General features: G+C 73.4%; 14 protein-coding genes, 2 tRNA genes, 1 pseudogene and 1 riboswitch. Of the genes and pseudogenes, 10 read left to right on the top strand and 7 right to left on the bottom strand.

The features are described from left to right. Window positions 1-51: 51 nt before the first annotated feature. The 6 genes and pseudogenes from ACIOWN_RS11395 to ACIOWN_RS11420 all read left to right on the top strand — a co-directional run. Window positions 52-2,241 (top strand): DEAD/DEAH box helicase, encoded by a 2,190-nt coding sequence (locus ACIOWN_RS11395; RefSeq protein ID WP_362356134.1) that lies wholly within the window; start codon window positions 52-54, stop codon window positions 2,239-2,241. Window positions 2,242-2,440: 199 nt separating this feature from the next. Further along, window positions 2,441-2,513 (top strand) — tRNA-Lys (locus ACIOWN_RS11400). Between the two features lie 165 nt (window positions 2,514-2,678). Next, on the top strand, window positions 2,679-3,809 hold the full coding sequence (locus tag ACIOWN_RS11405; protein WP_401981694.1) for a dihydrofolate reductase family protein: 1,131 nt from the start codon (window positions 2,679-2,681) through the stop codon (window positions 3,807-3,809). A gap of 50 nt (window positions 3,810-3,859) precedes the next feature. Continuing rightward, window positions 3,860-3,933: transfer RNA gene (locus tag ACIOWN_RS11410), tRNA-Met, on the top strand. A gap of 244 nt (window positions 3,934-4,177) precedes the next feature. Beyond that, window positions 4,178-4,334, top strand: a riboswitch (cyclic di-AMP (ydaO/yuaA leader). 11 nt (window positions 4,335-4,345) lie between these two features. Next, complete coding sequence (locus tag ACIOWN_RS11415) at window positions 4,346-5,383, top strand: M23 family metallopeptidase (RefSeq protein ID WP_362357455.1); 1,038 nt, start codon at window positions 4,346-4,348, stop codon at window positions 5,381-5,383. A gap of 104 nt (window positions 5,384-5,487) precedes the next feature. After that, window positions 5,488-5,631, top strand: a pseudogene (locus tag ACIOWN_RS11420) (aldo/keto reductase); the annotation flags it as partial. A gap of 19 nt (window positions 5,632-5,650) precedes the next feature. On the opposite strand, the gene ACIOWN_RS11425 reads toward ACIOWN_RS11420, so the two are convergent. The 4 genes from ACIOWN_RS11425 to ACIOWN_RS11440 form a co-directional block, all read right to left on the bottom strand. Further along, window positions 5,651-7,072, bottom strand: a complete 1,422-nt coding sequence (locus tag ACIOWN_RS11425; protein ID WP_401981697.1) for a PrsW family intramembrane metalloprotease — start codon at window positions 7,070-7,072, stop codon at window positions 5,651-5,653. Window positions 7,073-7,091: 19 nt separating this feature from the next. Then, window positions 7,092-7,937 (bottom strand): tRNA (guanosine(46)-N7)-methyltransferase TrmB, encoded by an 846-nt coding sequence (gene trmB, locus ACIOWN_RS11430; RefSeq protein ID WP_362357453.1) that lies wholly within the window; start codon window positions 7,935-7,937, stop codon window positions 7,092-7,094. A 68-nt stretch (window positions 7,938-8,005) separates the two neighbouring features. After that, complete coding sequence (gene lhgO, locus ACIOWN_RS11435) at window positions 8,006-9,226, bottom strand: L-2-hydroxyglutarate oxidase (protein WP_362357451.1); 1,221 nt, start codon at window positions 9,224-9,226, stop codon at window positions 8,006-8,008. Between the two features lie 95 nt (window positions 9,227-9,321). Continuing rightward, window positions 9,322-10,746 (bottom strand): MFS transporter, encoded by a 1,425-nt coding sequence (locus tag ACIOWN_RS11440; RefSeq protein ID WP_100570365.1) that lies wholly within the window; start codon window positions 10,744-10,746, stop codon window positions 9,322-9,324. A gap of 684 nt (window positions 10,747-11,430) precedes the next feature. On the opposite strand from ACIOWN_RS11440, the gene ACIOWN_RS11445 reads away from it, so the two are divergent. After that, on the top strand, window positions 11,431-13,530 hold the full coding sequence (locus tag ACIOWN_RS11445; RefSeq protein ID WP_362357449.1) for an asparagine synthase-related protein: 2,100 nt from the start codon (window positions 11,431-11,433) through the stop codon (window positions 13,528-13,530). Here the strand turns inward: ACIOWN_RS11445 and ACIOWN_RS11450 are convergent. Next, the gene (locus ACIOWN_RS11450) at window positions 13,517-15,592 is read right to left on the bottom strand and encodes a sigma-70 family RNA polymerase sigma factor (RefSeq protein ID WP_401981701.1); all 2,076 of its coding nucleotides are present in this window, start codon (window positions 15,590-15,592) and stop codon (window positions 13,517-13,519) included. The genes ACIOWN_RS11445 and ACIOWN_RS11450 overlap by 14 nt on opposite strands. Before the next feature lie 182 nt (window positions 15,593-15,774). Then, entirely contained in the window at window positions 15,775-16,542 is a 768-nt protein-coding gene (locus ACIOWN_RS11455; RefSeq protein ID WP_362357445.1) for a helix-turn-helix domain-containing protein, read from the bottom strand. A 392-nt stretch (window positions 16,543-16,934) separates the two neighbouring features. Between ACIOWN_RS11455 and ACIOWN_RS11460 the strand changes: the two genes are divergently transcribed. Together ACIOWN_RS11460 and ACIOWN_RS11465 are read left to right on the top strand one after the other, a co-directional pair. After that, complete coding sequence (locus ACIOWN_RS11460) at window positions 16,935-18,311, top strand: NAD(P)/FAD-dependent oxidoreductase (RefSeq protein WP_401981705.1); 1,377 nt, start codon at window positions 16,935-16,937, stop codon at window positions 18,309-18,311. A 235-nt stretch (window positions 18,312-18,546) separates the two neighbouring features. Next, complete coding sequence (locus ACIOWN_RS11465; RefSeq protein ID WP_362357441.1) at window positions 18,547-20,232, top strand: SpoIIE family protein phosphatase; 1,686 nt, start codon at window positions 18,547-18,549, stop codon at window positions 20,230-20,232. 54 nt (window positions 20,233-20,286) lie between these two features. On the opposite strand, the gene ACIOWN_RS11470 is transcribed toward ACIOWN_RS11465, so the two are convergent. Next, entirely contained in the window at window positions 20,287-21,558 is a 1,272-nt protein-coding gene (locus ACIOWN_RS11470; RefSeq protein ID WP_401981729.1) for an MFS transporter, read from the bottom strand. 178 nt (window positions 21,559-21,736) lie between these two features. Between ACIOWN_RS11470 and ACIOWN_RS11475 the strand changes: the two genes are divergently transcribed. Further along, on the top strand, window positions 21,737-22,300 hold the full coding sequence (locus ACIOWN_RS11475; protein ID WP_401981707.1) for a MarR family winged helix-turn-helix transcriptional regulator: 564 nt from the start codon (window positions 21,737-21,739) through the stop codon (window positions 22,298-22,300). The last annotated feature ends 492 nt before the right edge of the window (window positions 22,301-22,792 follow it).

Consider the following 22,792-nt stretch of genomic DNA (forward strand, 5'->3'; position numbering starts at 1 on the left):
ACGGAGTTGACGGGCGCGTGCCGAAGAGACTCCGGAAGGTTTCGCATTCGCATGTCCATTTCCACTGATCACGTCGTCGTGCCCGAGAACGCCGACGACGCCCCCGAGAACAACGAGGCCCCGGAGATCACCTTCGCGGACCTCGGCCTGCCCGAGGGCGTCGTCCGCAAGCTCGCGCAGAACGGCGTGACCACGCCTTTCCCGATCCAGGCCGCGACCATCCCGGACGCCCTGGCCGGGAAGGACATCCTGGGCCGGGGCCGCACCGGCTCCGGCAAGACCCTCTCCTTCGGTCTGCCGACCCTGGCCACGCTGGCCGGCGGCCGCACCGAGCGGAAGCGGCCGCGTGCGGTCATCCTCACCCCCACCCGTGAGCTGGCCATGCAGGTGGCCGACGCCCTCCAGCCCTACGGCGACGTCGTCGGCCTGCGCATGAAGGTCGTGTGCGGCGGTACCTCCATGGGCAACCAGATCTACGCCCTGGAGAAGGGCGTCGACATCCTGGTCGCCACGCCGGGCCGGCTGCGCGACCTCATCAACCGCGGCGCCTGCTCCCTGGAGGACGTGCGGATCGCGGTCCTGGACGAGGCCGACCAGATGTCCGACCTGGGCTTCCTGCCCGAGGTCACCGAGCTGCTCGACCAGGTTCCGGCGGGCGGTCAGCGGATGCTGTTCTCCGCGACGATGGAGAACGAGATCAAGACCCTCGTCGACCGTTACCTGACCGACCCGGTCAGCCACGAGGTCGACGCGGCGCAGGGCGCGGTGACGACCATGTCGCACCACATCCTGATCGTGAAGCCCAAGGACAAGGCGCCGGTCACCGCGGCCATCGCCTCCCGCAAGGGCCGCACCATCATCTTCGTGCGCACCCAGCTCGGCGCCGACCGCGTGGCCGAGCAGCTGCGCGAGGCCGGCGCGAAGGCCGAAGCGCTGCACGGCGGCATGACGCAGGGCGCCCGCACCCGCACCCTGGCGGACTTCAAGGACGGGTACGTCAACGTCCTGGTCGCCACCGACGTCGCCGCCCGCGGCATCCACGTCGACGGCATCGACCTGGTGCTGAACGTCGACCCGGCCGGCGACCACAAGGACTACCTGCACCGGGCCGGCCGTACGGCCCGCGCGGGCCGCACGGGCACGGTGGTCTCGCTGTCCCTGCCGCACCAGCGGCGTCAGATCTTCCGCCTGATGGAGGACGCGGGCGTGGACGCCTCGCGCCACATCATCCAGGGCGGCGCGGCCTTCGACCCGGAGGTCGCCGAGATCACCGGCGCCCGGTCGATGACCGAGGTGCAGGCCGAGTCCGCGGGCACCGCGGCCCAGCTGGCCGAGCGCGAGGTCACCCACCTCGCCAAGCAGCTGGAGCGCGCGCAGCGGCGTGCGGCCGAGCTGCGTGACGAGGCCGACCGGCTGGTCGCGCGTCTCGCCCGGGAGCGCGGCGAGACCGTGACGCCCGAGGGTTCGGACGCGGTGGCCGGTGAGCAGGCGGTGGCCGAGGTGTCGGTGCCGGAGCAGCCGGCGGCCCGGGACATCGAGCGCATCGACCGGGAAGAGGGCGCCGAGCGCGAGGAGCGCGAGGAGCGTGCGGCGGCCCCGTCGTCGTACGACCGGCGTGAGCGGCGTGAGGACCGGGGCGGCTTCCAGCGTGACCGGGACCGTGCGCCGCGTTCCTTCGACCGTCGTGACGACCGCGGCTCGCTCGACCGCCGTGACGACCGCGGCGGCTTCAACCGCGACCGTGACCGTGACCGCGGCGACCGGGGTGGCTTCCGCCGCGACGACCGGGGCGACCGCGGTGGCCGTTCCTTCGACCGTGACCGTGACCGCGGCTTCGAGCGCCGTGACGACCGTGGCTTCCGCCGTGACGACCGCGGTGACCGGGGTGACCGTGGTGGCCGTTCCTTCGAGCGGCGTGACGACCGGGGCGGCTTCAACCGCGACCGGGACCGTGCGCCCCGTTCCTTCGACCGCCGTGACGACCGCGGCTCGTTCGACCGCCGTGACGACCGCCGTGACGACCGTGGCGGCTTCCGCCGGGACGACCGTCCGGCCCGGCGCGACGAGCGCGGCGGGCACCGCGGCAGCGACCGTCCGTTCAACCGCGACCGCCAGGGCGACCGCCCCGGCTTCCGCTCCGGCGGTCACGAGCGTCCCTACGGCCGCCGTGACGACCACCGCAGCGGCGGCGGCTCCTTCGGCCGCCGCGACGACAAGCCGCGCTGGAAGCGCAACGGCTGACGCCAAGTGATTCACCCGCAGGGCCCGTACGACTCCGGTCGTACGGGCCCTGCGGTTTTCGCGCCGGCCAAAAAGGGATCTTCTGACCCCGGCCGTCACCCGGTCACCACCGATCACGCCGAACTTCCGGCCTGGCACCCCCGATACCCGATCGGCGACGGGCCCTCCTCCCGCTATGCTCGGGTAAGCAACATCGCCCGGGCCCTTAGCTCAATTGGCAGAGCAGTGGACTTTTAATCCATTGGTTGTGGGTTCGAGTCCCACAGGGCCTACCGGCGCCCGCGCCCTCGGAACCCCCGCCGACCTGGTCGGACGGGGGTTCCGTCGTTGGTGGGTCAGCCGTGGGCCCGGGATTCTCCAGGTGGCCCGAAGGGCGGTGCCCACCTGGTCCGTCGGTCACACTGGGGGCGAGCCCGTCGCCGAGAGAGAGGGCGTCGATGCCCCACCCGTACGTCCTGCTGTCCGCCGCCGTCTCGCTCGACGGCTACCTGGACGACACCGGCCCCGAGCGCCTGCTGCTCTCCAGCCCCGCCGACTTCGACCGGGTCGACGAGGTGCGGGCGTCGTCCGACGCGATCCTGATCGGCGCCGGCACCCTGCGGGCCGACAATCCGCGGCTGCTGGTGAACTCGCCCGAGCGGCGGGCCGCCCGCCGCGCCGCCGGGAAGCCGGAGTACCCGCTGAAGGTCGCGGTCAGCGCCTCCGGCGAGCTGGACCCCGAAGCGCCCTTCTGGCACACCGGCGGCGAGAAGGTCCTCTACACGACCGACGAGGGCGCGCTGCGGCTGCGGCGTACGGGCCTGGCCGCCGACGTCGTGCCGCTGGGCGCCGAACTCGGCTGGCCCCGGCTGCTCGAGCACCTGCACGACGTGCGCGGGGTGCGCCGGCTCATGGTCGAGGGCGGCGGGTCCGTCCACACCCAGCTGCTGCGGCAGCAGCTCGCGGACGAGGTGCAGCTCGTGCTCGCCCCCCTGTTCGTGGGGGACCCGGACGCGCCCCGGCTGTTCGGGCCGGGGGCCTACCAGGGCGGGCGGCTGCGGCTGGTGGAGACGCGGACCATCGAGGACGTCGTCCTCGTGCGCTACGAGCCCACCGCTCCCGGCACCGCCGGCCGCGCCGTTCCCGCGGACCGGCACTGGCTCCGGATCGCCTGCGAACTGGCGGCCCAGTGCCCGCCGTCCCGGACCGCGTTCAGCGTGGGCGCCGTGGTGGTCGCCGCCGACGGGACCGAACTCGCCCGCGGGTACTCGCGGGAGGGGGACGACCCGGTCGTGCACGCGGAGGAGGCGGCGCTGGCCAAGGTCGACCCGGCGGATCCACGGCTGCCGGACGCCACGGTGTACAGCAGCCTGGAGCCGTGCGCCCGCCGCGCCTCCCGGCCGCGTCCGTGCGCCCGGCTGATTCTGGACGCCGGGGTGCGGCGCGTGGTGACGGCGTGGCGGGAGCCGGACACGTTCGTCGAGGGCGCCGACGGAACCGGGGTGCTGGCGGCCGGTGGCGCGGTCGTCGTCGTGGTGCCGGAGTTCGAGGAGAGGGCCACGGAACCCAACCGGCATCTGCTCGGCTGAGAGGTTGGTGCGAGCGGCCTTCCGGATGGCATATACTGGTGTCACAACGACGCGGGGTGGAGCAGCTCGGTAGCTCGCTGGGCTCATAACCCAGAGGTCGCAGGTTCAAATCCTGTCCCCGCTACTGAAGGCTCAGGGCCGGAATCCGATTCATGGATTCCGGCCCTGAGTGTTTTCGCTCCTCCACGGGTGCTCGTCTCAAGAGCTCCGGAAAGTGCGGTCAACTCGCCCGGTTTTCGGTGCTCATGGACCGTAAGGTCGGGCCGGAAGGTTGAGTGATCAAGCCGAACGGCTTGGAATCAGGGGCCCGCGTCTATTAACGTTCGATAACGCAGCACGGTCGTCCCAGCCGTCACAAGAGGCGGCTCCGTGCGCGCACGCCGAATCCCGCAAGGGAACCGGGGAACCACCTACTTGGGGTGAATCGAGCGTAACCGCCGTATGAACACGGCTTGTTTACGCGCGTAGGAGACCTTCCCGCTCCGAACCCGTCAGCTAACCCGGTAGGCGATGCGGAAGGAAAGGAGTGCGCCTTCGTGGCGTCCAACCCGCCTGCTCCGGAAGCCCCGTTCGCGCCGAGCCGCCAGCACGGCGAGACCTTCGGCTACGACAGCCGACGCGCCGATGAGGGCCCCTGGGAGGAGTGGAACCCGAGCGCGGAGTCCATCCGTCCCGTCCGTGGCCGGCACCGCGTCGCCAAGCAGCGCGGCGGCGGGCTCGCCCGCAGCTCCACCGTTCTCGGCGTCGGTGTCATCGCCGCCGTCGGCGCGGGCGGCATGGCCAGTGCCAACAGCGCCAAGCCGCCGGTGTCCATCTCGCTGCCCGACCTGCCGTCCGTGGGCTCCCTGTTCGAGGACGGCTCCGACGCCGCCCCCGAGGGCTCGGCGACCGCGCTCAGCGGCATCGGCGTGACCGCCGCCGAGACCGGGCAGGGCACCTCGGACGCCGGCGAGGTGCTGCGCAACCGGATCATGGCGCAGGCCGAGCAGCAGCAGGAGCAGATCGAGGCCAAGGCCCAGGCGGACGCCCAGGCCGCTGCCGCCAAGAAGGCCGCCGACGATGCCGCGAAGGCGCGGGAGACGGCCGAGGCCGAGGCCGCCGCCGCCAAGAAGAAGGCGGAGGAGGAGGCCGCGCGGAAGGCCGAGGAGGCGCGGCTGGCCGAGCTGGCCAAGCAGTACACGCTGCCCACCTCCTCGTACACGCTCACCTCTTCCTTCGGCCAGGCCGGCTCCATGTGGTCCTCCGGCTACCACACCGGCCTCGACTTCGCCGCGCCCACGGGCACCCTGCTCAAGGCGATCCACACCGGCACCGTCACCGAGGCCGGCTGGGCCGGTGCCTACGGCTACCGCACGATCCTCACCCTCGACGACGGCACCGAGCTCTGGTACTGCCACCAGTCGTCGATCAACGTCAGCGTCGGCCAGCAGGTCAGTACGGGCGACGTGATCGGCCGCGTGGGTGCCACCGGCAACGTCACCGGGCCCCACCTCCACCTGGAGGTCCACCCGGGCGGCCAGTCCACCGGGATCGACCCGACGGCGTGGCTGCGCGACAGGGGCCTCACCCCCTGACCGACACGGACCGGTCCCACCGCCGGCGAAGCCGTGGGGCTTGTTCGCGACCTTCGCGGCCGGACGCGGCCTGTCCGGAAGGGCCGCTCCGGCACGTTTGCAACCTGACCTGGCTCGTCGCACAGCCGACGGTGGCCGCCCCGATCGCCTCGGCGCGGACGGTGGAACAGCTCCCGGCGCTGCTCGGGGTCGCGGAGCTGCGGCTGACGGAGGAGGAGCTCGGGAAGCTGACGCAGGGGTCGGCGTGACTCCCGTCCCCGGGGGCCGCTACGACGGGGTCCGGTACGGGTTGTACGAGGGATACGGCACCGCCGGACCGTGGGGATACGGGGTCACCGGCCCGTACGCCGGACCGTGCGGATACGGCGTCGCCGGCCCGTACGACCCGTACCCCGGTGGCCGCGGGTGCGCCCCGCAGGCCCCCTGCATCCCGTGGACCCCGTGCACCGCGTACCCCGGCCAGGGTGGCGCGGCGATGGGCGTCGTCATCCTGGCCGCGTGGTCCAGGGCGGGCTGCGCCACCTCCCGTCTGCGCCACAGCTCGTGCAGCAGTTCCCGCTCCCGTACGGCGAAGTCGGCCCCGGCCCACCCCAGGTGCCCGCGGTGCCGGAGGAACGCCAGCGAGGTCGCGTACGCCTCGTACTGGGCAACCGTCCGCGCCGCCTGCCTGCCGAGGTGGCGCCGCGCGTGGTCGCGGGCCAGTCGGCGCGCCCGCATGGAGGCCAGGGCGAACGGTTCGGCCGGGTTGAGCCATCCCGCGGCCGTGTACGCGGGCAGTTCCTCGCGCACGGTCCTCAGCTCGCGCTGCCGGGTCCACACGACCAGCCAGGTCAGCAGCCCGAAGACGGGCACCATGATGGCGGCGTAGACCGCGAAGAAGCCGTACTCGCCGAAGGTCGTCGAGCCGTTCCACAGGGCGTGCATGCCCATCGCGAGCAGCAGCCCGGCCGGCGGCGGCAGCAGGCGCCGCAGGCGGCGGTCCCCGGACATGGCGGCGATGCCGAAGCCGATGCCGGTGAGCACGGTGAACATCGGGTGCGCGAACGGCGACATGATGACGCGGACGAAGAAGGTCGCCGCCGTGACGGAGGCGATGCCACGGTCGCCGGTGAGCTGGTCGGTGCCGAAGGCGTTGCCGAGGTAGAGGATGTTCTCGGTGAACGCGAAGCCGGTCGCGGTCACGCCGGCGACGACGACCCCGTCGACGATGCCGTTGAAGTCGCGTCTGCGGAAGAGGAAGACCAGCAGGACGGCGGCGGCCTTCGCGGACTCCTCCACGACCGGCGCTATCACCGTCGCGCCCAGGGTGTCGGCGCCGTCGGGGTCGGCGGTCGCCGTGGCTATCCAGTGCGTGGCGAAGCTGTTCGCGACGATCGCGATCAGGGCCGCCGCGCAGGCGCCCCAGGCGAACGCGAACACCAGGTTCCGCCAGGGGCCCGGCTCGACCCGGTCCAGCCAGCGGAAGGCGGCCGTCAGCAGCGGTACGGGCAGTACCGCGAGCCCGAGCCCGACGAGGAACCCCTCGGTGCCGGTCTGCCGGCGCACCAGGGCGAGGATGACGAGCCCGGAGAGGGCGAGCAGGGTGACGAGGGCGCCGTACCTGACCCATCGCCGCTGCCACCAGTGCGCGTGGCGGGAGGTGCCGCCCGGGGCGCCGGGAGGTGTCGGGTACGGGGGGCAGGTGTCCACGGCATCGGCCCTCACGAGGTCACTGCGGCTGCTGGTCTTCCGGCCGGGGTACGCGGCGGAACAGCAGATCGTTCACCACGTGACCCTTCTCCAGTCCCTGGCCCTCGAAACGGGTCAGCGGACGGAAGCCCGGACGTGGCGCGAAACCGCCGTCGGGCCGGGTGTTCTCGAAGTCCGGGTGCGCGGTCAGCACGTCGAGCATCTGCTGGGCGTACGGCTCCCAGTCCGTCGCGCAGTGCACGAGCGCCCCGGGCCTGAGCCGGGTGGCGGCCAGCGTCAGGAACTCCGGCTGGATCAGCCGCCGCTTGTGGTGCCGCTTCTTCGGCCAGGGGTCGGGGAAGTAGACGCGCAGCCCGTCGAGGCTGTCGGGAGTGAGCATCTCGCGCAGCAGGATGATCGCGTCGCCGTTGCCGACGCGGACGTTGCCGAGTCCGTGCCGGTCGGCGAGGCTCAGCAGGTTGCCCTGGCCCGGGGTGTGCACGTCGACGGCGAGGATGTTGGTGTCCGGGTCCGCGGCCGCCATCCGGGCGGTGGCCTCGCCCATTCCGAAGCCGATCTCCAGCACCACCGGGCGGGTGTTCCCGAACAGCTCGGCGAGGTCGATCACCCGCTGCCCGTCGATGTCCAGCCCCCAGGTGGACCACAGGCGCTGCAACGCGTCCGCCTGGCCCGCGGTCACCCGGCTCCGGCGCGGCTGGAAGCTGCGGATCCGCCGCTCGAAGTGCGAGCCGGCCGGGTCGGCCCTGGGCCCGTCGGGGAAACGCGGCTCCCCCTTTTCCCGGGTGTGCCGCAGGGACACGCCGGGCTCGTGCCGGGGCAGCTCGCCGGGGGCGGGAGCCTGGGGGGTGTTCAGCGAGTCAGTCACAGTGGGAACGATTTTACGGGGGCCCGGCACGAAGCGGTCCTCAAGGCCGACGGGGCCCGGCGCGCCCTTCATGCCGCCGTCAGCACGGCCAGGGCCCGCCTCGCCACCTCGCGCCCGATCGGCAGCGAGGCGGTCGCCGCGGGACTGGGCGCGTTGAGCACGTGCACCGCCCGGGCGCCCTCCCTGATCAGGAAGTCGTCCACCAGCGTGCCGTCGCGCAGGACGGCCTGCGCCCGCACCCCGGCCGGGGCCGTCACCAGGTCGTCCTCCCGCACCGCGGGCACCAGCCGGCGCACCGCCCGGGTGAAGGCGGCCCTCGACACCGACCGCCGCAGCTCCCCGGCCCCGTACCGCCAGTGGCGGCGGGCGATCCGCCACGACCCGGGCCAGCTCAGCGTCCCCGCCAGCTCCCGCGGCCGTACGGTCCCCCATCCGTAGCCCTCGCGGGCCAGCGCCGGCACCGCGTTGGGCCCGACGTGCACACCGCCGTCGACCCCGCGGGTGAGATGCACCCCGAGGAACGGGAACGCCGGATCGGGCACCGGATACACCAGCCCCCGCACCAGCTCCGGCCGCGCCAGCTCGTAGTACTCCCCGCGGAACGGCACGATCCGCACCTCCGGGTCGTCCCCGGTCATCCGCGCCACCTCGTCGCAGTACAGCCCCGCGCAGTTGACCAGCACGCGCGCGCGGACGATGTCACCGCGCCCGGTCAGGACGGCGACCCCGAGTTCCGGCCGGCGGTCCACCCGCACCACCCGGGCCCCGTACCGGATCCGCGCGCCGGAGGCCCGCGCAAGCTGCCGGGCCACCGCCGTGAAGTCGCAGATCCCCGTCGTCCCCACGTGGATCGCGGCCAGTCCGCGGACCTCCGGCTCGTACTCCTCGATCTGCGCGGGGCCCAGCTCGCGCACCGGAATGCCGTTCTTGCGGCCGCGCTGCACCAGCGCGTGCAGCCGGGGCAGCTCGTCCCGTCCCGTCGCCACGATCAGCTTCCCGGTCACCTCGTGCGCGATGCCGTACTCCGCGCAGAACTTGACCATCTCGGCGGCGCCCCCCGCCGCGTACCGTGCCTTCAGCGAGCCCGGCCGGTAGTAGATCCCGCTGTGGATCACCCCGCTGTTGCGTCCCGTCTGGTGCCGGGCCGGGCCCTGCTCCTTCTCCAGCACGGTCACGCGGGTGCCCGGCGCGGCGCGCGTGATCGCGTACGCCGTCGACAGGCCGACGATGCCACCTCCGATCACCAGCACGTCGCAGTCGTAAGCGATGTCCGGCCGCACCTGCTCCACCTCCCGCCTCGATAGTGCACTGCGCCACTGACAATGCCCTCGAGGCGGTGGTACCGCACGGCCGGGGTGTCCTGCCGCGCGGGGAGCGGGCAGGTTCAGGCGGTGGTCATCAGCAGCGGGCGGGCCCGCTCGCGCAGCTCGACCACGCGCGGCTCGTCGCTGTAGGGCTCCAGCCGGTGCAGGAGGTCCTTGACGTACTCCGTGGTGCGCGCGGAGGAGATCCGCCCGGCGACCTCAACGGCCCGCACGCCCTGCTCGCAGGCCGCGTCCAGGTTGCCGGACTCCAGTTCGGCGACGGCCGAGACGACCAGTCTGAGGCCGTGGGAGCGGACGAACTCCTCAGTCGGCTTCGACAGCGCCTGCTCGGTGAAGCGGCGGACCTGGCGGGGCGCCTTCAGGTCCCGGTAGCACTCGGCGGCATCGGCGGCGAACCGGTCGTAGCCGTAGAAGCCGAGCCAGGACGGGTCGTTGTCCCCGTCGCGGGACCGCTCCAGCCAGCCCTCGGCCGCCTTGAGGGCGGCGCCGGCCGCCTGGGCATCACCCGCGCGCGCGTGGGCGCGTGCCTCGACGAGCCGGAAGAAGCTCATGGTGCGGGCGGTGGCCAGGCCCCGGTTGCGCTCCAGGGCGGCCTGGGCGAGGTCGACGCCCTCGTCGCCGAAGCCGCGGTAGGTCGCCTGGAGGGACATGGAGGCCAGGACGTAGCCCCCGAGGGGTACGTCGGCGGCGGCGCGGGCCAGGCGCAGCGCCTGGATGTAGTAGCGCTGGGCGGCCTCCTGCTGGCCGGTGTCGAAGGCCATCCAGCCCGCGAGCCGGGTCAGTTCGGCCGAGGCGCCGAACAGTGCCCTGCCGACCTCGTCGGAGTACGAGGCGAGCAGCAGGGGCGCGGCCTCCACGCGCAGGCACTCGGGCACCATCGACGAACGCCAGTCGCCGCCTCCGTACTTGGAGTCCCAGCGCCTGGCGTCCTCGGCGGCCTCCCGCAGCTTTTGCACATCGCTGTGGCCGACTTTGACCGGTGCGCCGGAGGCCTCCGCAGGGCCCGCCTCGCGCGCCACCGAACTGTCGGCCGGGGTTATCAGCCAGCGCGAGGCGGGCGTCGCGTACGCGCTCACCGCGAACGATCCGGCGAGCGACTGCCAGATGCCGCCGGAGCCGGCCCGGCGGCCGGCGAGGTCGAGCCGGTACAGCTCCGTCGCCGACTTCACCGCCTGGCCCACGTCCCTGGGGAAGGCGAGGCCCACCTCGGGTGCGGGGTCCGCGTCCGCCAGGCCGATCTCGTGCAGCGGCACCGGGCGGCCGAGCTTCTGCCCGATGGCGGCCGCGATGAGGTGCGGCGCCGCACCCTGCGGCACCATCCCCTTCGAAACCCAGCGTGCCACCGAGGTCTTGTCGTAGCGCAGCGTCAACCCGCGCTGGGCGCCGAGGTCGTTGACGCGCCGCGCGAGGCCTGCGTTGCTGATTCCCGCGAGGGCGAGAACGGCGCCGAGCTTTTCGTTCGGCCCGCGTTGCTCCCTGGACATGCGCCACCCCTCGACACAGACGGCTGTCGCGCTGGCATAACCACGCGGCATTCGTAAACCCAGCGTAGTTCGCCGCATCCCAAGCGTTAAGGGGCATTCTTCCGGATGGCGGGATTGTGGCCCGCACTCAAGTGCGGGCCCTGCACGCAGGGTTGCGGCGTGCACCTGCTGTGTGGCCGTGCGCCCGTGCGTGCGCTCTACTCCGGCCACCGGGGGAGCGGTTCCATGGTCTTGCGTGGGTCGGCCCGCTGTACTGGATCCAGTGGGCTGGGGGACACCGCTGCCTTCATCCCCGCGGGTGGCGGAACGGTCCGGGGGGCGAACTCCGCCTCCCGGACTGCGTGTTGTCCGCGTGACGCGCAGTGCGAGTACGGAGCGTGCGCACACGTGTCCCCATGGTGCGGAATTGGCCGAAAATCGACCCTGTGTGCCATTGCCGAATTACCGCGCTCACCATGCAAGTTGAGGGCGCGAAGGGTGTTGCGGGGAGCGCATCAGGGGGCGCATTCGAGTCGCAGCGACCTTGCACGGTACGGGCGTTCGCCACCACCGGGGCAGGCGCACGGGGGCGCGTACACCCCACCGAAGGCGGCTCCGCCTCCCCTCCGGCGCGCCTCCTTCGTGGCAGCATGGTGAACCGGTTCGTTGCGGTGCACTGGTTGCCCACAGGCGGTGGAGGCTTCGATGCGGTGGTTGGTGGGATGGAGCAGCACCGCCGCGGGCGCCATCGGGATCGGCTCCGCGGGCGCCACCGGCCACGACGGCCGGACCCTGCACCCGGTGGGCTCCCAGCTCCTGTGGGGCGACCCCGACCCGCTGTGGGCGGTCGGCGACTGGCGCCCGGACGAGATCCGCGTGGTGCAGGCCGACGACCGGACGAGGATCGCGGTGCTCGGCATCTGCGGGGCCTCCGACGAACAACTGCGGCTCGGTCTGTTCGCCGCGCGCGGAGGCGCGCTCAGGCATCTGACGGCCTGGCCGGGAAGCTACACCGCCGTCGTGCAGGTGGACCGCCGCGTCACCGTCTGCGGTGACCTCGCCGGCGCCCGCCCGGTGTTCCACACTCCGTGGGCCGGCGGCACGGCGTACGCGACGGCCGCGCTGCCGCTGGCCGACCTCGTCGAGGCCAACCTCGACTTCGGGCACCTGGCCGCCCTGCTGGCCGCCCCCGACGTACCGGCCGCGCTGGACGACTCCACGCCCTACGAGGGCGTACGGCGCATTCCGCCGGGCCACGCGCTGATCCTGCGTGCGGGGGCGCGTGAGGTCGCGGGCTACGAACCGGTCGCCTCGCTCGCGGTGGCCGCGCCGCCGGCCGACCCGGACAGCGCGGTCGGCGCGGTGCGCGACGCGCTGGTGGAAGCCGTCCGCGCCCGGCTGTCCGCGCCGCGGCACGTACCCGACGTCGATCCCGGCCCGGTGCCCGGCATGGGCCCCGCCGAGCGCCGCGCGGCCCGCGGGATGCCGGTTCCGGGCATCGGGGCCGACCTGTCGGGCGGACCGGCCTCGGGCACGCTCGCGCTGCTGGCCGCCGGGCTGCCGGGCCGGCCCGGCACCCTCCTGGGCCACGGCACGGGAGCCGGTGAGCGTCTGCTCGCCGTCACCTTCAACGACCTGACGGCCACCGGACGCGAGGCCGAACTGGAACGCGCCGGGACCCTCGCGGCCAACCCCCGCCTGCACCACGTGGTGGTGACCGGAGCCGAGGACGTGCTGCCCTACGCCGACCTGGACGGCCCCCTCACCGACGAACCCGGCCCGTCCCTGGTCGCGGCGGCACGGCACCGCGCACGGCTCGCGGCGGGCAGCGCGGACCACTTCACCGGCCACGGCGCCCGGCAGGTCCTGGACGCCCACCCCGCGCGCCTGGCCGACCTGCTGATGGACCGCAAGCGCCGCCATCTGGTCCGGCCCGTCGCCGCGCTCGCCAAGGCCGACGGCTCTGTCATGGTCCCCGCGCGCGTGTACGGCGCGGCGCGACGGCTGTCGCGCACGCCCTACCGCGCGGGGCTCGACCTGCTCGCCGAACGGCTGCTGCACCGCCGCTTCGACGAGCCCGCGGGCACCGTCGGGGCCTCCCTGGCCGCGCTCACCTGGGCCAGACCCGGGCCCGCGGCCCGGTGGCTGACCGGAGAGGCACTGGCTGAAGTATCGGTTCGCCTGCAAGGCGCGACCCACCGTTCCGGAGTGGGTCCCGGGCAGCGGCCGGGCGACTACCGCGCGCGTGCCGCACTCGCCCGGCACGCGGCGGACCTGCGGGTGCTGGAGCAGGCGGCCGAGGTCCGCTCCCAGCGGCTGCACACGCCCTTCCTCGACAACCAGGTCGTCCGTGCCTGCCGGGCCCTGCCGGAGGCCCTGCGGGTGCAGCCGGGTGCCCGCGCGGCGATCCTGCGCACGGTGCTCCAGGGCGCCGGAGTGGGCGACCTGCCCCCCGGCTGGGGCGCTCCCTCGCACGCCTCGGCCGCGGCGGCGTCCCGCACCGGCCTGCGCGTGGCCGTCAACGATCTGGTGGACCTGTTCGCCACCCCCCTGCTCGCCGAGGCCGGCCTGGTCGAGGCCCGGGTGGTCCGCAAGGCCCTGCGTGCGGCCTCGCAGGGCGAACCGCTGCCGCTGGACGGCCTGGCGGAGCTGGTGTCCCTGGAGCTGTGGCTGCGGCGCCTGCTGTCCCGCCGCGGCACCTGCTGGACCGGCACGCCCGCGCGTGCCCGCGCGGTGCCGGCGGGCATCGCCCCGCAGCGGGGCGCGCTGGCCTCCGGCGGCCGGCCGAGTCCTACCGGCAGGTGAACCGGGACTCGGCCCAGTCCGAGAGGGCCACGGTGTCGAAGGCGCTGTGCGGCTCGACGACCAGCCGTACGGTCCGGTGGCCGGCGAGGCTCACATGGACGGCGAGGGCCGGGTCACCACCCGCGATCGTCCCCGAGTGCCACAAGGGGACCCCGTCGGCGTACACCGAGAAGGAGACCCGGCCGAGCCGGGCCGTCAGGTCGTCGACACCGACCACGGCGTCGTAGGCGGAGCACTCGCGGTTGAGGTCGACGGTGACGGACGACCTGCCGTGCACGGTCACCCCGTGCGCGTACCGCCGGCCGGCGACCGACAGGCCGTGGCGCTGCCACACCCAACTGCTCGCGCCGATCCGCATCTCGGGGCGGGTGCCGTCTCCGGTGAGGTCGTACTTCAGCTCGTTCCACGGGTAGACGACGGGCTCGGGCTCGAGAGGGGGAGCCGGTGTGGGGGTGGGCGCGGGCTCTTTGGTCGGGGTGGGCGCCGGTGACGGCCTGGGCGCCGGTCCGGCGGGCGCCGTGGGGGTCGGTGCTGCCGCGGCGGGAAGCGCCGGAGGATTCACGGCGCTGGGCGTCGGCCTCGGTCTCGGTGGCGGCGTCGGCTTCGGGGCAGGCCTCGGCGGCTCGGGCGCCGGGGCCTGCGCGGGCGGAGGAGAAGGCGTCGGCGCCGACGGCTGGGGGGCCTCCACGACCGGGGCGGACGGGGCGGGCCGCGCCTCCGGCTTGCCGACCGGGGCCTCCTGGCCGACCAGCGCGAGCGCGACCGCCGCGGCGGCGACGGCGACCACACCGGCCGCGATCCCCGCCTTCACCGACGCGCCCAGCCCCTCGGAGGCCACCGCGCCCCCGCCACCGGAGGAGCCCCCGGCCGCGGCACCCGCGACGCCCGCCGCGCCCGCGCCACCGGCGACGATGCCGAGCGCCTTGGCGTACCCGGCGGCGCCGAACCAGCCGATGACGGCCACCGGGACCACGGCCGGGATGCCGCCGGCGACCTCGGCGATCTGGGCGGCGGCCAGCCGGCACCTGGCGCACTCCTCCAGGTGCTTGCGCAGCCCCCGCTCGGCACGGGTGCGCAGCTTGCCGCGGGCGTAGCCGCCGAGCCGGTCGGCGTACCGGGCGCACGCCTCGTCGGCGGTGAGGGAGGCACTGACGTGGGCCTGGAGGTAGGCCTGCCGCAGCCCCTCCCGGGCCCGGCTGGCCAGCACCCGGGTGCCGTTGGCGTCCAGCCCGAAGAGCGTGGCGACCGCGCTCGGCGACTCGTCCTCGACCTCCGTGTGCCACAGCACGGCCTGCCACCGCTCGGGCAGCGAGCGGAAGGCCCGCATGGCCAACGACTGCTCGGCCTCGTGCATCGCGCGCACATCGGCGCCGAGAGCCAGGCCCGTTCCGAAGGAGCCGGCGGTGTCGTCCGACAGCTCCGCGACCCGCGCGGCCCGGGCGGCGAACACCGCGAAGTCGTCGACCAGTTGCTCGCGCCGGGCGGTGCTGGTCCACTGCGCGGCGACCCGCCGGACGGTGGTGAGCAGATAGGCGCGTACGGCGTGCTCGGGACCGGATCCGCCGCGCACCGCCTGGAGGACCCGGGCGAACACCTCGGCGGTCAGGTCGTCGGCGGTGTGGGCGTCCCGGCAGCACGTGCGCGCGTACCGGCGTACGGCATCGGCGTGGCGCCGGTACAGCTCCTCGTACGCGCTGTCCTCGCCCGCGCGCACCCGCCCGATCAGCTCGGCGTCGGACGGCGGCAGGTCCGCCGAGGACAGGGGCCCCGGCGCGGGCGGCACCGTGCTCTTCCCGGACCGTTCGCGCTGCGCCGGTACGCCGCCCCGCGCCGTCGAGCCCCGCGCAGTCGAGCCCTGTGCCGGTACACCGCCCTGCGCGGTTGAGTCCCGCGCCGGAGAACCGCCCTGGGCCGGTACGCCTCCCTGGGCCCGGGAACCACCCTCGGCCCGCCCGGTGCCGCGCGCAGCTCCTGGCGGACCGCCCTGGGCCGGCACCTGCGGAGCATCCGGCCCGTCCGCCCGCGACCCGCCGTCGCCGTCACCCCGCCCGTCAACGCTCATCGCGCAAACGCCCCCGTTGTCGGCCAGACCGTCCCGAACACCGGGCCAGACTGCCACACCGACCGCCACCCGGCCCCGGCCGCGGGAATCCTCCACTCGTCCGTGGGGCTCCGTCGCGTTTCGGTGCCGTCCTCACCCGTTCGGGAAGGCCCGCCGGGCACGGCTCACACGGGGGGTACGGCTCACACGGGCCGCGAACGCAGCCCGTCCAGCAGGATGTCCAGCAGCCGGGCGGAGGCGGCGGCCTGCTGTGCCGCGTCCGGCAGCGCGGGCGCCGCCGTCGCGATGACCAGCAGTACGTCCGACACCGAGACGTCCGGCCGCAGTTCGCCCGCCGCGCGCGCCCGCTCCACCAGCCGGCCCACGACCTCAAGGAGCGCCGCCGCCCCCGCGTCGTCCTCCGCCGCGCCGGACGCGGGCCCCGCCGCGTCGGGCACGAGCCTGAGCTCCCCGGAGCCCGGCTGGACGCGCTGCTGCGGCACCCGGGGGTCGGCCCGGTCCTCGGTGACCGAGACCCGCAGCACCTGCGGCGGCAGCAGCCGCCCGGCACCGGAGGCCACCGACGTCCGCAGGAAGCGGGAGAGCGCCGACCACGGCTCGTCCTCCTGGCCGAGCGCGGCCCGCGCCTGGTCGGCGAGCCGGGAGGTCTCCTCCTCGGCTATCCGCCGCACCAGGACGTCCTTGCTCGGGAAACGCCGGTACACCGTGCCGACGCCGACCCGCGCGCGCCGCGCCACGTCCTCCATCGGCGCGCCGTACCCCAGCTCGCCGAAGACCTCGCGGGCCGCCCGGAGCACGTGTTCGAGGTTGCGCTGTGCGTCCACGCGCAGCGGCGCCGTCCGGCCCGGCCGGGGCTCGTCCCCGCGCGCGTTGCCCGCCGCGGTGCCCATCGCGCCGCCACCGGGCGCCATGGCTGACGCGGTGGACCAATGAGTGCCCTGAATGTGCATAAGTGATCCCCCGGTAATGACGTCTCCCCCCGGAGACTCCCCGTCCCTGATTCCGGAGCGCGCGGAACGGGATCACGCACGATCGGGCCTGCCCCCGAGATCAGGTGCCACTCGGCGGGCTCGCCCGGATCACATCCCCCACACCCCGTCGACACACGAACATAGTTGAGAGGGAGTCAATTCAGAAGGGGCAGGTTCCGCACGGAGCGCCCCCCGATCGGAGTACGAGCCCCATACGCCCGTATTGCGCCCCCTTCCGTCCCCCGGCGTACACCTACTGACCTGCGTGCTTCCCTCGCACACCGCTGTTTCGGCCAACCCCGCGCCGTCGGCCGACGGTCACACAATTCGCCGGGGCTGTGGACAAACGAGAGAGTCGGGTGCGTCATGGGATGGTGAAGGAACGTGCGCGCATTCTCGTTGTCGGCGGCGGCTACGTCGGGATGTACACGGCCCTGCGCCTGCAGCGGCGGTTGAAACAGGAGCTCAGCCGGGGCGAGGCGGAGATCACGGTGGTCACGCCGGATCCCTATATGACGTATCAGCCGTTCCTGCCCGAGGCCGCGGCCGGCGCGATCTCCCCCCGGCACGTCGTCGTACCGCTGCGCCGCGTCCTCGACCGGTGCCGCATCATCGTCGGCGAGGCCACCTCCGTCGACCACGCGCACCGCACCACGACCCTCACCACCCTCGCCACGGAGGAGACCGGGGGCACCGAGAAGCTGGCGTACGACGAACTCGTCCTCGCCCCGGGCTCCGTCTCGCGCACCCTGCCCATCCCGGGACTGCTCGACTACGGCATCGGATTCAAGACCGTCGAGGAGGCCATCGGGCTGCGCAACCACGTCCTCGAGCAGATGGACATCGCCTCCTCCACCCGCGACCCCGCGATCCGCGACGCCGCCCTCACCTTCGTCTTCGTCGGCGGCGGGTACGCGGGCGTGGAGGCGCTCGGCGAACTGGAGGACATGGCCCGCTACGCCGCCCGCTACTACCACAACGTCAAGCCCGAGGACATGAAGTGGATCCTCGTCGAGGCCTCGGACCGCATCCTGCCCGAGGTCGGCGAGGAGATGGGCCGCTACACGGTCACCGAACTGCGCCGCCGCAACATCCAGGTCCTCCTGCGCACCCGCCTCGAGTCGTGCGCCGACCGCGTCGCCGTCCTCAGTGACGGGCAGCGCTTCCCGACCCGTACGGTCGTGTGGACCGCGGGCGTCAAACCGCATCCGATCCTCGCCGCCAGCGACCTGCCGCTGAACGAGCGCGGGCGCCTGAAGTGCACCGCCCAGCTGACCGTCGAGGGCGTCGAACACGCCTGGGCCGCGGGCGACGCCGCCGCCGTACCCGACGTCACCTCCGGCGAGCCGGGCGGCCTGACCGCTCCCAACGCCCAGCACGCGGTCCGCCAGGCCCGGGTCCTCGGCGACAACATCGGCCACGCGCTGCGCGGCGAACCCCTGGAGACGTACGCGCACAAGTACGCCGGCTCGGTCGCCTCGCTCGGGCTGCACAAGGGCGTCGCGCAGGTCTACGGGCGCAAGCTGAAGGGCTACCCCGCCTGGTTCATGCACCGCGCCTACCACCTCAGCCGGGTGCCCACCGTCAACCGCAAGACCCGGGTGCTCGCCGAATGGATGCTGGCGGGACTCTTCAAACGGGAGATCGTCTCCCTGGGTTCACTCGAACATCCCCGGGCAGAGTTCGAACTCGCTGCCGGTGGAAAGCATCCTCTCGACCCGAACATCAACCCGAAAGGGTCGTCCTGACCGGACCGGGGAACTCCGCCGCACGCCCCGGCGTCCCACGGATGCCGGCGCGGTCGGCCACACCGCCCAACCGGCCCGCGGCCGAGGACGGGCAGCCGCCCGCCCGGCACGGATGACGCATTCCCGCTGCCCCGCACTCCGGGGACGGTAAGAATGTGCGGTCACCGCCGCGCGGCCCCTGACCCCCGGCCCGGGCCCGGAGCCGGCCTGAGACGACGACACGAGGCAAGGATTCGTGAACTTCACGCGCTGGAGCGCCCGGCTCCCCGGCATCACCGGAACGCAGCGCCGCGCGGCGGCGCGGCCCGATCTCGCGACCGTCGCGGACCGGCGGGCGGACGGCACCGTACCCGCGGCCCGCGCCGAACAACTGACCGACGAGACAGCGCCGGTGCCCGCCGTCGACGAACTCCCCGCACGTGAGGTCCTCGACCGCGTCCCGGCCCTCGTCGCCCTCGTCCACGGCCCCGACCACCGCATCGCCTACGTCAACGACGCCTACGCGGCGGCCTTCGGCGTACGCCCGCTCGGCGGGCCCGCCTGCGAGGCCCTGCCCGAGCTGCGTGAACTGGGCCTGCTCCCGCTCCTGGACCAGGTGCTGCGCAGCGGCAGGCCCCGCACCCTGAAGTCCCGCAAGGCACCCGACGGCCGCTCGTACACGTTCACGTGCACCCCGGTCGCCGAACCGAAGGGCGACGACCGCGACGGCCGCGGAGTCCTGGTCTTCGCCACCGACGTCACGGACCACGCCGACGCCGCCGAACGCCTGCGCGCCAGCGAGCGCCGGCAGCGCGAGACCGCCGTCACCCTCCAGCGCTCGCTCCTGCCCCAGGTGCTGGAGCAGCCCGACGACCTGCGCATCGCCGCCACCTACCAGCCGGGCGGCACTGAGGCCGCGGTCGGCGGTGACTGGTACGACGTCATCACCCTCGGCGGCGGCCGCACGGCACTGGTCATCGGCGACGTGATGGGCAGAGGGGTGCGCGCGGCCGCGGTCATGGGGCAACTGCGCACAGCCGTCCGCGCCTACGCCCGCATGGACCTGCCCCCGCACGAGGTCCTGCAACTCCTGGACGGCCTCGCCGCGGACATCGACGCCAACCAGATCGCCACCTGCGTCTACGCCGTCCACGACCCCAACGAGGGCCGCCTGGTGTACGCCTCCGCCGGGCACCTGCCGATCCTGGTCCGCGACGAGAACGGCACCGTGCTGCGCGCCGACGAACCCACCGGCCCACCGCTCGGCACCGGCGGATGGGTGCACGCCTCCGGTTCGGTCCCGCTGGGCCCCGGCTCCACCGCGGTCCTCTACACCGACGGCCTGGTGGAACGCCGCGACCAGGACCTCGACGAGGGGATCGCGGCGCTGGAACGCGCGCTGGCCGGCGCCACCGGCTCCCCGCAGGTGGTCTGCGACCGGCTGGTCCGCTCGGCCGGTGTCCAGGCCGACCACGACGACGACGTGGCCGTCCTCGTCCTCCAGCACCCCGCCCGCACCGGCCCGGACGGCGAACTGTTCCGCAACGCGGCACTGGAACTGCTCGGCGGAGTGGAAGCGGCCCCACGCGCGCGTGCGTTCGCCTCGGGCGTCCTCGCCAGCTGGCGCTTCCCGCCCGAGCTGCACGACCTCGGCGTCCTCGCCGCCAGCGAACTGGTCGCCAACTCGCTCCAGCACGGCACCCCGCCCACGCGGCTGCGGCTCAGGCGCACCGACCGCCGGCTCATCGTCGAAGTCACGGACGGCGACGACCACCTTCCCCGGCGCCGCCGCGCCGACCCGAGCGACGAGTCGGGCCGCGGCATCGCCATCATCGCCACCATCGCCACCAGCTGGGGCGCGCGCAGAACCCCGGGCGGCGGCAAGGCGGTCTGGTGCGAGTTCACCCTGCCGGGGCCGGCGGGCCGACGGGACCCGCGCTGACCCGGACCGCCCGCCGGGGTGCGGGGATCCGTACCCCGGCGGACGGCCGACGGCTCACGCCTCGGCGCCCACCGGCTCCGCGGCCACCCCGCCCCGGGCGACCACGCGGCTCCGCGCGGCCCACGGATGGTCCTGCGCCGCACTGAGCCCACGGCCCAGCCGCAGCGCCAGGACGGTGATCAGGAGCGAGAACACCAGGAACGTCACGACGTACGGCCCCGGCAGCGAGGCCGCCAGCGGGCCGCCCGCGGCCGGGCCGAGCGCCAGCGCGAGCTGCTTCACCAGGGCGAAGGCCGAGTTGTACTGTCCTGCCATCCCCTCCGGAGCGAGGTCCGCCACCAGCGGCGCGACCGTCGGCGACAGCATCGCCTCACCGAGCCCGAACAGGGCGTACGTCGAGACGAACGCGGCCGTGGCCATCGCCCGGCTGCCCTGCCCGAGCCCCGCGTACGCCGCCGCGGCCCACGCCACGGCCCAGATCAGCCCCACGGCCGCGATCACCCGCGACCGGCGACGGCGCTCCACGAACTTCAGCACGGCGAACTGCGCCACCACGATCATCAGCGTGTTCGCGGCCAGTGCCGTCCCGAGCGTCGAGGTGTCGATGCCGGCGGCCTCCACGCCGTACGCGCTCAGGCCCGACTCGAACTGCCCGTAGCACGCGAAGAACAGCACGAAGCCCAGCCCGCACAGCTGCACCATCGCCCGGTTCCCGACGAGCTGCCGCCAGCCGGTCCCCGCCGTCTTTCCCGCCTCTGCCGGATCGTCGGCGATCCGCGGGGAGCGCGGTATCCGCACCGTCGCCATCAGTACGACCAGCAGCAGGAACACCGCCGCCTCGATCGCGAAGAGCAGAGTGAAGGAGGAGACCCGGGTGGTGTCGACGAGGTGCCCCCCGATGAGACCGCCCACGCCCAGCCCGAGGTTCTGCAGGAAGAACTGCATCGCGAACGCCCGCGACCGCGTCTCCGCCGTCGAGCAGTCCACGATCATCGTCGCCAGCGCCGGCTGCATCACGGCCTGCCCCGCGCCGAGCGCAGCCGCCGACAGCAGTACGGCTCCGGCTCCGCCCGCCAGCCCCAGGCTCAGCGCGCCGAGCGCGGCCGTCACCAGGGCGGCGAGCAGGACCGGCAGCGGGCCGCGCCGCGCGATCGCCCGGCCGGCGAACGGCAGCACGATCAGCGCGGCCACGGCGAAGACGGCGAGGACGATCCCCGCCGTCATGGCTCCCAGACCCCGCACCTGCGCCACATAGACGTACAGGTAGGGAACGGTGAAGCCGAGCCCGAACGCGCTGAGTGCGTTGCCCACGTGGATCCGGCGCATCGCTGCGCCCATCGCCCTGGTCACGTTCACCCTCTCTGAAGCAGGTAGCAAGTAGTGGACGGGAGGTTGCTTGAAGTGGTCAGTAGTTAGAACTGAAGACTTCGAAGCTAAAGTTCGAAGCTAAACAGTACATCCCAAAGGACTTCAATGCCAAGCAGTCCCGTGCCATACTGCGGACATGGGCGACACCCCCGGCGGCATCGACGGCATCGGCACCGAGCCCGAGCTCGAAGAGCAGATCGCCGCCTACCAGCGCGAGTTCCAGGACCTCGACCCCCAGGTCGAGCAGATCGTCTCGGCGCTGTCCCGGCTGAACCGCCGGATGAACGTGGCCTACGGCCGGCAGACCGCGGCGCTCGGCATCAGCAACGCCGACTGGGAGGTGCTGAAGGCCCTCGTCCTGTCCGGCGCTCCCTATCGTCTGGGCCCGAGCGACCTCGCCAAGCGTCTCGGCCTCACTCCCGCCGCGATGACCCACCGCATCGACCGGATGGTCGCCGAGGGGCTGGTCACCCGGGAGCGCGACGAGGCCAACCGCGTCCGCGTCATCGTGGAGCTGACGTCCGAGGGCCGCGAGAAGTGGCTCGAGGTCATGCGGCTGGCCACGGTCTTCGAGGGCGACCTCCTCCAGGACCTGTCCCCGGCCGAGCGCACGGCCCTCGGCGAGATCCTGATCAGGCTCCTTCGCCGCGTGGAACACGCCCAGCCGGACGCCGGCGGACGGCTCAGCGACCTCGACTGAGAACGCTGTGAGAACCCCTGGCCGGGACGCTTGACAGCCACCTGCCGGATCCGTAATGTTCTCCGGGTTGCCGCGGAGCCGTAAGGGTTCCTCGACGACACATCCGCCGCACCAGCGGCACCAAACCACCAGCATGATCTCCCGTCCGGGACTGTTTTCGGCGCGCCCGAATTCAATTTCGAATGGGCTCGTCGATCTTGATCCGGCGCCCGAAGGGCCCGATTGGGAATCGCCGAGAGGATCCGCTAAGGTTTGAGACGTCGGAACGGCCCAACAGCCGCAAAGATAAGCCCCGCTGACTGGGAGTCAGGTCGAGAAAAGATCTGGTAGAGTCGGAACCGCCGGAAAGGGAAACGCGAGAGCGGGAACCTGGAAAGCACCGAGGAAATCGGATCGGAAAAAGATCTGATAGAGTCGGAAACACCGAAGGGAAGCGCCCGGAGGAAAGCCCGAGAGGGTGAGTACAAAGGAAGCGTCCGTTCCTTGAGAACT

Source organism: Streptomyces sp. NPDC087787, from assembly GCF_044743035.1.
Lineage (GTDB): Bacteria > Actinomycetota > Actinomycetes > Streptomycetales > Streptomycetaceae > Streptomyces.

Bases quoted from the DNA above. Each gene is read 5' to 3' on its own strand.
- ACIOWN_RS11395 (WP_362356134.1), top strand. From the start codon at position 52: ATGTCCATTTCCACTGATCACGTCGTCGTGCCCGAGAACGCCGACGAC.
- ACIOWN_RS11405 (WP_401981694.1), top strand. From the start codon at position 2,679: ATGCCCCACCCGTACGTCCTGCTGTCCGCCGCCGTCTCGCTCGACGGC.
- ACIOWN_RS11440 (WP_100570365.1), bottom strand. From the start codon at position 10,746: ATGTCCAGGGAGCAACGCGGGCCGAACGAAAAGCTCGGCGCCGTTCTC.
- ACIOWN_RS11445 (WP_362357449.1), top strand. From the start codon at position 11,431: ATGCGGTGGTTGGTGGGATGGAGCAGCACCGCCGCGGGCGCCATCGGG.
- ACIOWN_RS11450 (WP_401981701.1), bottom strand. From the start codon at position 15,592: ATGAGCGTTGACGGGCGGGGTGACGGCGACGGCGGGTCGCGGGCGGAC.
- ACIOWN_RS11455 (WP_362357445.1), bottom strand. From the start codon at position 16,542: ATGCACATTCAGGGCACTCATTGGTCCACCGCGTCAGCCATGGCGCCC.
- ACIOWN_RS11460 (WP_401981705.1), top strand. From the start codon at position 16,935: ATGGTGAAGGAACGTGCGCGCATTCTCGTTGTCGGCGGCGGCTACGTC.
- ACIOWN_RS11470 (WP_401981729.1), bottom strand. From the start codon at position 21,558: ATGCGCCGGATCCACGTGGGCAACGCACTCAGCGCGTTCGGGCTCGGC.
- ACIOWN_RS11475 (WP_401981707.1), top strand. From the start codon at position 21,737: ATGGGCGACACCCCCGGCGGCATCGACGGCATCGGCACCGAGCCCGAG.